The organism is Bradyrhizobium sp. B117, from assembly GCF_038969555.1.
Taxonomy (GTDB): Bacteria; Pseudomonadota; Alphaproteobacteria; order Rhizobiales; family Xanthobacteraceae; genus Bradyrhizobium.
Genome location: NZ_CP152414.1, coordinates 7,255,118 through 7,267,895, shown reverse-complemented (window position 1 = coordinate 7,267,895; position 12,778 = coordinate 7,255,118). Strand labels below are relative to the sequence as shown.

Annotated in this window: 11 protein-coding genes and 1 pseudogene; 10 read left to right on the top strand and 2 right to left on the bottom strand. The window is 63.5% G+C overall.

What is annotated here, in order from left to right:
- Nucleotides 1-95: 95 nt before the first annotated feature.
- The 3 genes from AAFG16_RS35145 (at nucleotide 96) to AAFG16_RS35135 (ending at nucleotide 873) form a co-directional block, all read left to right on the top strand.
- Complete coding sequence (locus AAFG16_RS35145; protein ID WP_283081016.1) at nucleotides 96-266, top strand: hypothetical protein; 171 nt, start codon at nucleotides 96-98, stop codon at nucleotides 264-266.
- An 18-nt stretch (nucleotides 267-284) separates the two neighbouring features.
- The gene (locus tag AAFG16_RS35140) at nucleotides 285-542 is read left to right on the top strand and encodes a hypothetical protein (protein WP_283081015.1); all 258 of its coding nucleotides are present in this window, start codon (nucleotides 285-287) and stop codon (nucleotides 540-542) included.
- A 133-nt stretch (nucleotides 543-675) separates the two neighbouring features.
- Nucleotides 676-873: a hypothetical protein gene (locus AAFG16_RS35135; RefSeq protein WP_283081014.1), complete on the top strand. Its 198-nt coding sequence runs from the start codon at nucleotides 676-678 to the stop codon at nucleotides 871-873.
- 132 nt (nucleotides 874-1,005) lie between these two features.
- Here AAFG16_RS35135 and AAFG16_RS35130 read toward each other — a convergent pair whose 3' ends face one another.
- The gene (locus AAFG16_RS35130; RefSeq protein ID WP_342732704.1) at nucleotides 1,006-1,749 is read right to left on the bottom strand and encodes an SDR family oxidoreductase; all 744 of its coding nucleotides are present in this window, start codon (nucleotides 1,747-1,749) and stop codon (nucleotides 1,006-1,008) included.
- 138 nt (nucleotides 1,750-1,887) lie between these two features.
- On the opposite strand from AAFG16_RS35130, the gene AAFG16_RS35125 reads away from it, so the two are divergent.
- The 6 genes and pseudogenes from AAFG16_RS35125 (at nucleotide 1,888) to AAFG16_RS35100 (ending at nucleotide 9,440) form a co-directional block, all read left to right on the top strand.
- Nucleotides 1,888-2,658, top strand: a complete 771-nt coding sequence (locus AAFG16_RS35125; protein WP_342732702.1) for a methyltransferase domain-containing protein — start codon at nucleotides 1,888-1,890, stop codon at nucleotides 2,656-2,658.
- Nucleotides 2,659-2,858: 200 nt separating this feature from the next.
- Nucleotides 2,859-3,869 carry a DctP family TRAP transporter solute-binding subunit gene (locus tag AAFG16_RS35120; RefSeq protein ID WP_342732700.1) on the top strand — a complete coding sequence of 337 codons (1,011 nt, stop codon included), beginning with the start codon at nucleotides 2,859-2,861 and terminating at the stop codon, nucleotides 3,867-3,869.
- Between the two features lie 235 nt (nucleotides 3,870-4,104).
- Nucleotides 4,105-4,425, top strand: a pseudogene (locus AAFG16_RS35115) (TRAP transporter small permease subunit); the annotation flags it as partial.
- Nucleotides 4,426-4,713: 288 nt separating this feature from the next.
- Entirely contained in the window at nucleotides 4,714-5,997 is a 1,284-nt protein-coding gene (locus AAFG16_RS35110) for a TRAP transporter large permease subunit (RefSeq protein WP_342741018.1), read from the top strand.
- A 120-nt stretch (nucleotides 5,998-6,117) separates the two neighbouring features.
- Nucleotides 6,118-7,278 (top strand): GGDEF domain-containing protein, encoded by a 1,161-nt coding sequence (locus tag AAFG16_RS35105; RefSeq protein ID WP_342732698.1) that lies wholly within the window; start codon nucleotides 6,118-6,120, stop codon nucleotides 7,276-7,278.
- Nucleotides 7,279-7,511: 233 nt separating this feature from the next.
- Nucleotides 7,512-9,440, top strand: coding sequence for an alkyl sulfatase dimerization domain-containing protein (locus tag AAFG16_RS35100; RefSeq protein ID WP_342732696.1), 1,929 nt, complete (start codon nucleotides 7,512-7,514; stop codon nucleotides 9,438-9,440).
- Between the two features lie 171 nt (nucleotides 9,441-9,611).
- On the opposite strand, the gene AAFG16_RS35095 is transcribed toward AAFG16_RS35100, so the two are convergent.
- Nucleotides 9,612-10,682: a glycosyltransferase family 4 protein gene (locus AAFG16_RS35095; RefSeq protein WP_283081008.1), complete on the bottom strand. Its 1,071-nt coding sequence runs from the start codon at nucleotides 10,680-10,682 to the stop codon at nucleotides 9,612-9,614.
- Between the two features lie 277 nt (nucleotides 10,683-10,959).
- Here AAFG16_RS35095 and AAFG16_RS35090 point away from each other — a divergent pair, with 277 nt between their 5' ends.
- A complete protein-coding gene (locus AAFG16_RS35090) occupies nucleotides 10,960-12,723 on the top strand; it encodes an ABC transporter ATP-binding protein (protein WP_342732693.1) in 1,764 nt (587 codons plus the stop codon).
- Nucleotides 12,724-12,778: the final 55 nt, after the last annotated feature.

Here is a 12,778-nt window from a genome sequence, read left to right as displayed (position 1 = left end):
GTTTCCGTCTTAAGGTTGACTGGTGAGGTTAATATCGTCGTCTATTTGTCGATCCGCATTGAGCTCGTTATCCCTGTCATCCGTCAGGGACCAGAATGCTTGATAGAACCGCCACGCAAGAAGTGCCTGTCGGCGTTCAGCGCCGGCCGACCAGCGACTATCTGGTCGCGCTTGCGTTCTTTGGCGCGGTCGGCGGCGCGATGATCGCCTGGATCGGCGCGATCGCCTGGGTCAGCTGGCGTGTCCTCGAATGGACGTTGTCTTGACACGAGCCTGGGATCTCCATGGACGACTTTGAAGGCCTCTCCGACCATTTCATCTTGCGGATGTACGAGTTCATCCGCAACGAAGTGCAAGCCGATGCCTTGGCCGGCACCCCCCTCGTAGGCGTGCCTGCAAAGCAGCGCGCGGACCGCCTGTTTCGCGAGATCGGCCGCCGCGGTCTGTTCTGCCGGCCGATCGATTGGCCAGCCTATCTCGCCGCACCGGACGACCTCCACGATGCGCCTGCCGCGCAATTGCGCAAGATCACATCGGTCTGACCGCACATTCCGTCGTGCAAGTCCTGCACCTGTCGCATGGTCGCCCGTTATCGCCTCTTGTCACCCCTTGGCGGATTGTCGTCCCATCGCTAGGATCGCCGATATTGATCCTAAGTCATTTTCGGAATTCCAGATGAGCGCTCGCTATTTCGAGTTCACCACGAATGCCAAAGGCATGATCATCCTTCCCGGACTTTCCCCGGACGAGACCTTCGAGCTGGAGCAGCTGCTCCATCAGAATGACGATCTTCGAAGCGTGCCGGATCGGGTCAGGCTGGATGCGCTCTGCGAAAAGCACTGCCGCGCCGCCAAGAGCAGCGTCGCGACTTGAGCGCGACGGCTGCGATCAGATCGTGATCGACTTCAAGAGCAACGGCAAGCCGGTCAACGCAATGACTCTAAAGCACGATGAGATGAGGACGAATCGTCATCGCACTTTAGGTTGTTATTTGAGCATGATCTTTTAGAACTGATACCGCCGCAAGCCCCCATCCACTGGGATCACCGTGCCCGTGATGTAGCGCGCCACCGGCGAGGCCAGGAACACCGCGAGGGCTGCGAGGTCTTCCGGCTCGCCCCAATAGCCGACCGGAATCTCTTCCTCGGCAAAGCGCTCGCGATACTCCGGCGGATAGTTGCGGCGGATCTGCTCGCTCATGATGCGGCCGGGCGGGATGCAGTTGATGGTGATGCCGTGCTCGCCGATCTCGCGCGACAGGCCCTTGGCCCAGGCGTGCACGGCGGCTTTCGCCGCGAAGGCGGCGTTGAGGCCTTCCGGCTCGGATTTGCCGGTGATGTTGACGATGCGGCCCCATTTGCGCTCGATCATCTGCGGCAAGAGCGCATGGGCGATGCGGCGGTAGCTGGTGAAGTTCAACGCGATCGCCTCGTCCCATTTGCTGTCGGGCGCATCGACGGGGAGGGGACGGCTGCCGCCGGCATTGTTGATGAGGATGTCGACATGGCCGAGCTCCTTCAGCGCGAAGGCCGCGATCTTCTCCGCCGCGTCCTTCTCCATTACGTCCTGCGCGAGCGGCGTGATCAGCCCGCCGCCGACCTCCTTCACCAGCTCGGCGAGCAGGTCGGTGCGGCGCGCCACGCCGACGACGCGCACGCCTTCGGCAGCGAGGCCCTTGGCGATGGCGCGGCCGATGCCGATGCTCGCTCCCGTCACGACTGCGGTTTTCGATTTGAGCCCGAGGTCCATAACAACGCTCTCTTGTTTTTTGCGTGTTGCTGTTCGTTTCCTGCCCGTCCCGCCGGCTTTGCGAATTGCCTGATCGGGACGAGCAGTGGTAACCAAGAGCGGCAGCGAAGGAAACACGAAAAAGAAAAGGCGCATGTAATGGTCTGGGATCCGCAGCAATATCTGAAATTCTCCGGCCACCGCTTGCGGCCCGCCGTCGACCTGTTGATGCGGATTCCGGATGTCGGCCCGCGCACGGTCGCCGATCTCGGCGCCGGTGCCGGTAACGTGACGAAACTGATTAAGGAGCGCTGGCCGGACGCGGCCGTGACCGGTGTCGAGGGCTCGGCGGAGATGGTCGCCGCAGGCCGCAAGGCGGCACCTGACGTGGAATGGTCACATGAGGACCTCGGCCAGTGGCGTCCCTTGAGGCAATACGACGTCGTCTATTCCAATGCCGCACTCCACTGGCTGCCCAATCATGCGGCACTGTTTCCGTCGGTGATGGAGAAGGTGAAGCCCGGCGGCATCCTCGCGGTGCAGATGCCGCGCAACTTTCTGGCGCCCTCGCATGTGCTGATCGGCGAGACTGCATTGAGCGGCCCATGGCGGTCCAAGGTCGAGCACCTCGTCACGCCGCCACCAGTCGAGGGACCGGCGTTCTATCACGACCTCCTTGCTCCGATGTCAGCCAATATCGACATCTGGGAGACCGAATATCTTCAGGTGCTCGAGGGCGAGAACTCCGTGAAGGAGTGGACCAAGGGGACCTGGCTGACGCGCTATCTCGACGTCTTGCAGGGCGAGGAGAAGGCGGCGTTCGAAGCGGCCTACGGGGAGCGGGTCGCAAAAGCCTATCCCAAGAACGCCGCGGGGCAGACGCTGTTTCCGTTCCGCCGTCTGTTCATGGTCGCGCAGCGCAAGGGCTGATCGCCTTGCCGCAATGCGACATAAGCGCTCGCTCCATTGGGCCGGAGCCGGTGCCGGGTTGCGCATGCGGCAGCCGTCAAGATAGCTTGCCTACGGCAAATTGGGCTTAGGTCTAGTTGGCAGGGTGGCGGATTGCTGCCACTACTGGGGACGCAAAACAAAAAAGACCCGGTTTGCTGGGGTTATTGGGGAGGTCCTTCATGCGCAAACTGCTTCCTGCGGTCGCAGCGGCGACGCTCGCTTTCGCCACCTTCCTTGCGCCCCCCGCCTTCGCCCAGAGCCCGATCATCATCAAGTTCAGCCACGTCGTCGCCAACGACACCCCGAAGGGGAAGGGCGCGCTGAAGTTCAAGGAACTCGCCGAGAAGTATACCGACGGCAAGGTCAAGATCGAGGTCTATCCGAACTCCTCGCTCTACAAGGACAAGGAGGAGATCGAGGCGCTCCAGCTCGGCTCGGTGCAGATGCTGGCGCCCTCGACCGCGAAATTCGCCCCGCTCGGCATCAAGGAGTTCGAGGCGCTCGACCTGCCCTGGCTGTTCAAGGACGATGCGACCTATTCCAGCGCGATGAAAGGCACGGTCGGCAAATGGCTGTTCCAGAAGCTGGAAGCCAAGGGCATCACCGGGCTCGCTTATTGGGACAACGGCTTCCACATGGTGTCGTCGAACCGTCCGCTGATGAAGCCGGAGGATTTCAAGGGCCTGAAGTTCCGCATCTCCGGCTCGAAGATCGCCGACCAGTATTTCCGTCTTCTCGGCTCGATCCCGCAGATCATGGCGTTCTCCGAAGTCTACCAGGCGCTCCAGACCGGCGTCGTCGACGGCTGCGAGAACACCGCGTCCAACTATCTGACGCAGAAGTTCTACGAGGTGCAGAAGGACATCACCGTGTCCTATCACGCGCATTTGCAATACGCCGTCATCGTCAACTCGAAATTCTGGTCCGGCCTGCCGCCCGACACCCGCGCCCAGCTCGAGAAGGCGATGAACGAGGCGACCGACTACACCAATCTGATCGCGCATCAGGAAAACGAGGATGCGCTCGCCGAGATCAAGAAGACCGGCAAGACCACGCTGCATTATCTCAGCGACGCCGACCGCAAGGCATGGCAGGAGGCGATGCAGCCGACTTATAAATGGGCCAAGGGCCGGGTCGGGCAGGAAGTGCTCGATCTCGTCGCCAAGGAACTCGACGTCAAGATGAACTGACGCGTTTCCTGGAGAACAATACCAACGGTCGGGAGTGCAAGCACTTCCGGCCGTTTCGTATCGATAGGGGGATCTCGATTTGCTTCGCGTGCTCAATTCGGCGCTCAACCATCTCGAAGAATGGTTGATCGCGACGCTCATTGCGGCTGCAACCGGCCTGATCTTCATCGCCGTTGTGCACCGTTACGGCGCCGGCGAATCGATCGCCCTCTCCAGATGGGCGGCCGCACACGGGATGAGTTGGCTCGCGTCGCTGTCGATGGCGGTGTTCACCTTCCTGTCCGAGCTCGATCTGTCCTGGGCGCAGGAGCTCTGCATCTACATGTTCATCTGGATGGCGAAGTTCGGCGCGGCCTATGGCGTGCGGACCGGCATCCATGTCGGCGTCGACCTGCTCGTCAACCGCCTGCCGGAGCATTCGCGCAAGCACGTGATCCTGTTCGCGATGCTGTGCGGCGCGCTGTTCACCGGCATGATTGCCGCCTTCGGCGCCTCCTTCGTGCGCGAGATGTTCCACACCGGCCAGCAGTCCAACGATCTGGAAGCGCCGATGTGGTTCGTCTATCTCGCGATCCCGCTCGGCTCGGGCCTGATGTGCTTCCGCTTCCTCCAGGTTTCCTGGCACTACTATTGGACCGGCGAGCTGCCGCATCACGACGAGACCCATGTCGAGGGCGTCGAAGCCGACGCCTCGCCGGCGCTGCATCCGCAGCCCGCCGGCGCCGCAACCCGCGCGGCTGCGCGAAAAGTCTCGCCGCTCGGCGTCATCCTGATCATGGCGCCGGTCCTGATCTTCATGATGTGCCTTGCCGAGAAGTTCGGCGTGGTGGTGCTGCCGCACTGGATGCGCGCCGCGACCGTGTTCGCGCTCTTGATCGCGCTGATGCTGACCGGTATCCCGGTCTCGATCGCGCTCGGTCTCACCGTGATGACGTTCCTGTTCACGCTGACCACGGTGCCGATCGAGGCGGTCTCGATGAAGCTCTTCACGGGCATCGAGGGCTTCGAGATCATGGCGATCCCGTTCTTCATCCTCGCCGGCAATTTCCTCACCCATGGCGGCGTCGCGCGCCGCATGATCAACTTCGCGACCTCGCTGATCGGTCACTGGTATGGTGGCCTCGGCCTTGCCGGCATCGTCGCCTGCGCGATGTTCGCACTGGTCTGCGGCTCGAGCGTTGCGACGGTGGCGGCGATCGGCGCCATCGTGCTGCCCGAGATGGTCCGGCACGGTTATCCCATGCGTTTCGGCGCCGGCATCATCACCGTCGCCGGCTCGCTCGGAATCCTGATGCTGCCGTCGATCCCGAAGATCGTCTACGCGGTCTCAACCAACACCTCGATCGGCGCGCTGTTTGTCGCAGGCCTGCTCCCCGGCATCCTGCTGACGACGATGCTCTGCATCGTCACCTGGTGGCTCGCCCGCAATCGCGACTATCCGCGGCTGCCGAAGGCGACCTGGGGCGAAACCGTCCGCACCTTCCGCGAGAGCATCTGGGGATTGATGCTGGTCGTCATCATTATCGGCGGCATCTATAGCGGCCTGTTCACGGCGACCGAAGCCGCCGCCATGGCGGCGGTCTATTCCTTCATCATCGCGGTGTTCGTCTACAAGGCGATCAAGATGGCGGACGTGCCGCGCGTGCTGTTGCGCGCCGCCAACACCAGCGCGATGCTGCTCTACATCGTCACCAACGCGGTGCTGTTCTCCTTCGTGCTCTCCAACGAGAACCTGCCGGCGACGCTCGCCGACTGGATCGCGGCGCAGAATCTCGGCTGGGTCGGCTTCCTGCTGGTGGTCAACATCCTGCTGCTGCTCGCCGGCAACTTCATGGAGCCAAACTCGATCATCCTGATCATGGCGCCGATCCTGGCGCCGGCCGCCAAGAAGCTCGGCATCGACCTCGTCCATTTCGGCATCGTGATGGACGTCAACATGGAGGTCGGTCTCTGCCATCCGCCTGTCGGCCTGAACCTGTACGTCGCCTCGATGATCGCGCGAATGCGGATCACCGATCTTGCGGTCGCGGTGATGCCGTGGCTGATCACCATGCTCGGCTTCCTCGTCATCGTGACGTATTGGCCGGACCTGACGCTGTGGCTGCCGAGGGTGCTGGGAATGCACTAGCCGATGCGCCGGCGGAGATGGCTAACGAGCGGTAAACCCGCTCGCTCAAATGCCATCACTCCGAAAGGAGCCGATTTTACGGGTCTGCGGTAAGAACGTGCCAGCGGGATAGGGGCTGGCATGTTGTTCAACAGAATGGAATCTGGGCGGGCGTCGATTTCCGACGCCGTCTATCTGGAAGTCATCACGGGCCTTCACGGCACGACGATGCCCAACATTCTCGCGGCCGCTTGCCTGGCGATGGTCGGCGCCATCACGACCTATGAGACCGGTGACATGGTCACGGCCGCCCTGACGGCCGCCGGCGTGTTGGTGGCCATTGTCCGTCTGTTCGAGGTCTTTGCATTCCGCCGCCGCCTTGCGCGTGCGCCACAGCTCGGCCGGGCCGAGGCCGTCCGCTGGGAGCGGTGCTATGTGGCCGGCACCGTCGTGACAGCTCTCATTCTTGGCCTGTTTGCCGCGCGCAGCATTGTGCTCGGCGATGCGCTCTGCTCCGTGATGGCGATCGGCATCGGCTTCGGCTTTGGTGCCGGCGTGGTGGCGCGGCTGGCGCTGCGCCCCGTCGCGGCGCTGCTCGATCTGGCCGCCATCGCCGCGCCCGCCGCGATCGTCACCTTCATGCAGCCCGATCTGCGCCATGTCGGACTCGGGCTGCTGATCTTGATGTATGTGGTCGCGAGCTTCGAGATGGTGCGGCTGAGCTTCAATGCCTCGATCAGCCAGATCACGCTCAAGCGGCAGTTCGAGCAGCTGTCGCGCATCGATCCGATGACCGGCGTGTCCAATCGTTCGGTGCTGGCGACGGATTTGCCCGCCATGCTCGCGGCCGGGATGGTTGCCGTCCATACGCTCGATCTCGACCGCTTCAAGGAAGCGAACGACCGCTTCGGCCATCCTGTCGGCGATGCGCTGCTGAGGCAGGTCGCCGGCCGGCTCAGGGCGATCGCCGCGGCCGAGGATCTCGTGGTCCGCATGGGCGGCGACGAGTTCGTCCTGGTGCAGCGTGCGACCGCAGACGCGGAAGAGATGGCCCGGCGTATCGTGCAGTCGATCAGTGCGCCCTATGATGTCGACGGACAGATGATCGAGCTCGGCGTGAGCGTCGGCGTCGCCGTGGCGCCGCACGACGGGCGCACCGCGGAAGCGCTGTTGTCGCGCTCCGACAAGGCGCTCTATCAGGCCAAGCAAAGCCGCGGCGGCTATGTGCTGGCGCGGGAGTTGAGGATGGCGGACAAGACTGATGCGTCGAATCAACCCGTCGCCGAAGGACTGGCCGCGTAGACGATGCACCCTCTCCCCTTGCGGGAGAGGGGGGCTCGCCGCAAAGCGGCGAGACGGGCGAGGGGTATCTATCCTCACGAGCAGTCGTACGAGCGGAGATATACCCCTCATCCGGCGCTTCGCGCCACCTTCTCCCGCAAGGGGAGAAGGGAAGGGCACCTGTGCTGCCTCCACCGGCGATGGCAATCATCCGCGAGATGCGGTTAGATGCCGCCAGGCCGGGAGGACGCAAAATGACTGAGTTCAGCAGCGAGCCCAAGGACGCAACGCCGTCCGTCATCGCGCAGCAGACGGCGATGCTCAACGCACTGCCGTTTTCCGACACGCGGGATTTCGACGATGCTGCGCGGGGCTTCCTCGGCACGATCGACAATGCCAAGGTGACAAATCTGCAAGGGCGCACGGTCTGGAGCCTCGAGCCTTACGGCTTCCTCTCCGCCGAGCAGGCGCCGCCGACGGTCAATCCCAGCCTGTGGCGGCAGTCGCGGCTCAACATGCAGCATGGGCTGTTCGAGGTCGTGCCCGGCGTCTACCAGGTGCGCGGGCTCGACATCGCCAACATGACGCTGATCGAGGGCGACAGCGGCGTCATCGTCGTGGACACGCTGACCTCGATCGAAGGCGCGCGTGCCGCGCTCGATCTCTATTTTGCGCATCGCGGCCAGAAGCCGGTTGCGGCCTTGATCTTCACCCACACCCACACCGACCATTGGGGCGGCGCGCGCGGCGTGCTGGAGGAGGATGCGCTGGCGACCGGCCGCGTGCCGATCATCGCGCCGAACCTGTTCATGGAGCACGCGGTTTCCGAGAACATCATCGCGGGCCCTGCGATGCTGCGGCGGGCGCAGTACCAATTCGGGCCGTTCCTGGCCAAGGGGGCACGAGGCCAGGTCGATTGCGGCCTCGGCAAGTCGATGGCCGCGGGCTCGGTCGCGTTGCTGCGGCCGACCGATCTGATCATGGCGACCGGCGACAGGCGCGTGATCGACGGCGTCGCATTCGAATTCCAGATGGCGCCGAACAGCGAGGCGCCGGCGGAGATGCACTTCTTCATCCCGCGCTACAAGCTGTTGAACCTTGCCGAGAACTGCACCCACAATTTCCACAATCTCTTGCCGTTCCGCGGCGCCGACGTGCGCGATGCGCTGGCGTGGTCGAAGTACCTCAACGAGGCCTTGCAGCTGTGGGACGGCAAGGCGGAGGCGATGTGCGGCCAGCACCACTGGCCAGTGTGGGGTACTGAGCGCATCGGCACCATGATCCGGCAGCAGCGCGATCTCTACAAGTTCGCGCATGACCAGACCATCCGTCTGATGAACCACGGCCTCACGGCGACGGAGATCGCGGAGACCATCCAGTTGCCGAAGAGCCTCGAAGGCGCCTGGCACGGCCGCGGATATTACGGTCACATCCGGCACAATGTGAAGGCGATCTACCAAAAGTATCTCGGTTGGTACGACGCCAACCCGGTCAATCTCGATCCACTGCCGCCGGTCGAGTCCGGCAAGAAATACGTCGCGTATATGGGTGGCGCCGACGCGATCCTGACGCGGGCGCGCGCGGATTTCGACAAGGGTGAATTCCGCTTCGTCGCGCAGGCGCTCGGCCATCTCGTCTTCGCCGAGCCGGACAATCAGGCGGCGCGCGCGCTGTTGGCGGACACGCTGGAGCAGCTGGGCTATGCCGCCGAAAGCGCGACCTGGCGCAACGCCTATCTGTTCGGCGCGCAGGAATTACGCCAGGGCATGCCGAAGACCCCGCCGCGTCCGCCGATGCCGCGCGAGACGGTGGCCGCGCTGCGCACGGAGCAGCTCTGGGACGTGCTCGGCATTCGCCTCAACGGTCCGAAGGCGGAAGGAAAGCACATCGTGCTGAACTGGAGCTTTTCGGACACCGGCGAGACCTTCGTGCTCAATCTGGAGAACTGCGCGCTGACCTATACCGCGGGCGTGCAGGCCGAAGGCGCCGATGCCAGCTTCACGCTGGCGCGATCGACGCTCGATGAGGTGATCGCGAAGCTGACGAGTTTTCCGGAGGCGGTGGCGGCCGGCAAGATCAAGCTGTCAGGCAACCCGATGAAGCTCGCCGAGCTGATGGGCCTGATGGATGAGTTTCCGCGGATGTTCGAGATCGTGGAGCCGAAGCGGGCGGTGGTGGTGTAGCCACCACCGCAGCAACGTATTCGGTGTCGTCCCCGCGAACGCGGGACCATAACCCCAGGGAGACGTTTTGGACGAGACGGTCACTCCGAGTCTTCGCCAAACACTATCCTGTGGTTATGGGTCCCGGATCCGCGCTTCGCTTGTCCGGGACGACAGCTGTGGGTGAGGCAACTACTCCGCGCTGCTCACCAGCTTGATCCGCGGTGCTTGCTCCTCGGTCAGGCTGCGATAGGCCGCAAGATAGTCGAGCGCCATCCGCCGCGCCGTGAAGCGCGTCTCGAACTGCTTGCGGATCGCGGAGCGGTCCAGTCTCGGAAGACGGTTGACGACGCCGGCGGCGCTGAGGATGTCCTCGACGACGAAGCCGGTGAGGCCCTCGTCGATGATCTCCGGCACAGAGCCGCGGTTGAAGGCGACGACCGGCGTGCCGCAGGCCATGGCCTCGATCATCACGAGGCCGAACGGCTCCGGCCAGTCGATCGGCAGCAGAAGTCCCAGCGCGCCGCTCAGGAAGTCCGACTTCTCGTGGTCGCTGATCTCGCCGATGAATTCCACCAGCGGATTGTTCACGATCATCGGCTTGATCAGTTCGTCGTAATAATCCTGGTCGGCGCGATCGACCTTGGCCGCGATCTTCAGCGGGATGCCGCAATGGGTCGCGATCTTGATGGCGCGGTCGACGCCTTTCTCCGGAGCGATGCGGCCGAGCACGGCGAGATATTCCTGTTTCGCCGGCTTCGGCGTCAGCAAAGTCTCGGGCAGGCCGTGATGGATCGTCGTCACCCAGTTCGCCTGCGGCACCGGCCGCCGCTGCGCATTCGAGATCGAGATCACGGGCATCTTGGAGAAGGTCTCGAACACCGGCTGATGCTCCGGCAGGTCGAGCCGGCCATGCAGCGTGGTCACGAAAGGCGTCGGCTGCCGATGGAACAGCGACCAGGGATAATAGTCGAGATGGAAGTGGAGGAAGTCGAACTCCTCGTCGTCACATTTCTGCCGCACCCGCTCCAAGAGCACCATGTGCAACGCGTTCGGATCGCGCACGGAACCGTCGAGGCGCAGCGCCCGCGGCCATAAGGCATCCAGCTTCGCCGACGTCTGCGAGTCGCCGCTGGCGAACAGTGTGACGTCGTGTCCAAGGGCAACCAGCTCTTCCGTCAACCAATGCACCACCCGCTCGGTGCCGCCATACAGCTTGGGTGGAACAGCCTCCGTCAACGGAGCTACCTGCGCGATGCGCATCTCACCTTCTCCTTTGCGATCATGAATATTGAAAACCCCCAGCGCGTACGGCACCGGCAATGCCAGCAAAGGGAACGTTTCCGCAGTTGCGAAGTTCCTCTCAACAAACGTTACTTATTGGACACATCTCGCACCTGTCTCGATGCTGCCATCTCGTCTTCGCAGATCGTCCGCATCCGCATGTCGTGATGAGCTTGCCCGGGAACCGAGGCGAGCTGGTCGATGTTCAGTCGGTCAGCTACGAAAATTAAAACCATCACGCGGGGTAGAGTGTCACATGGATCAGCTTTCTGGATACGCGCGCAGGCCATTTGCCTTTGTCTTGCGCTATCTCCGACGTCGTCTCGCGTCGCATCTCGTGATCCTGACTGCTGTCGTCGCCGCCGTTGCCTGCTCCGTAGGCACGCAGTACGGCGTCAAATCCCTTGTCGACAGTCTGTCGGCGGGAACATCGCATGGTGGCAGCGTATGGCTGGCATTCATTCTGCTCATGTCGCTGATCGCTGCCGACAACTTCCTGTGGCGGATCGCGAGCTGGACAGCAAGTTTTACCTTCGTTCGTGTCACGGGCGATCTACGCCGTGACATATTTCGCCATCTGACCGGACATGCGCCGAGCTACTTCTCGGACCGCATGCCGGGCATGCTGACGAGCCGTGTCACCGCGACCTCGAACGCGGTGTTCACGGTCGAGAACATGTTCGTCTGGAATGTGTTGCCGCCGTGCATTGCCACAATTGCGGCGATCATGCTGATCGGAACCGTCAGTCCCTATATGGCGCTCGGCCTGATCGTGGTCGCGGGCGGCATGGTGATCGCGATGTTCCACCTGGCGGCCGCCGGCAAGCCACTGCACGACGATTTCGCCGACAAGGCGGCCGTGGTCGACGGCGAGATGATCGACGTCATCAGCAACATGCCGCTGGTCCGCGCCTTCTGCGGCATCGGCCATGAGCACGAGCGGTTCGACGCTACCGTCAATCGCGAGCTCACCGCGCGCGGCCGCAGCCTGCGCTATCTCGAAAAGCTGCGGCTCACCCATGCCGGTGTGACAGTCGTCCTGACCGTTGCGCTGATGGCCTGGGCGATCACGCTCTGGCAGCAGGGCGAGGCGACCACCGGCGACGTCGTGCTGGTCTGCACCCTCGGCCTGTCCATCCTCAACGCCACCCGCGATCTCGCGGTGGCGCTGGTCGACGTCACCCAGCATGTCGCGCGGTTGACCGAGGCCATCGCGACGCTGCTGGTGCCGCATGAGCTGCGCGATCACCCCGAGGCGGAGCCGCTGGTGAAGAGCGGCGCGGCGATCGCGTTCAACAACGTGACCTTCGGCTATCCCGGCGGCGAGAAGATCTTCGAGCGGTTCAGCCTGCGGCTGCAGCCCGGCCAACGTGTCGGCCTGGTCGGCCAGTCCGGCGGCGGCAAGTCGACCCTGTTCACGCTGCTTCAGCGCTTCTACGACGTCGACGAAGGCGGCATCACGGTCGACGGCCAGGACATCTCGATGGTGACACAGCTCAGCCTGCGCGAGGCGATCTCGGTGGTCCCGCAGGATATCTCGCTGTTCCACCGTTCCATCCGCGAGAACATCCGCTACGGCCGCCCGAATGCGACCGACGACGAGGTGCTGCGCGCGGCTATTGCGGCCCGCTGCGATTTCGTCGAGAATCTGCCTGATGGTCTCGACACCATGGTCGGCGACCGCGGTGTGAAGATGTCCGGCGGCCAGCGTCAGCGCATCGCGATCGCGCGCGCCTTCCTGAAGGATGCGCCGATCCTGCTGCTGGACGAGGCGACCGCGGCGCTGGACAGCGAATCCGAGGAGGCCATCCGCGAGGCGCTGTCGCGCCTGATGCGCGGCCGCACCGTGATCGCGATCGCGCATCGGCTCGCGACGCTGCGCAATTTCGACCGTGTGATCGTGCTCAAGAACGGCAAGATCATCGAGGACGGCGCGCCCGACCGCCTGATGCAGGGTCACGGTCCGTACCGGGAGCTGGTGACGCAGGAGATGAGCCGGCTCGCGAAGTTCGCCGCGTAACCTCAAGAGTCGCGTCCGCGCTGGTTGCGTTTCGAAACAGGGGCAGGGGAGCAGC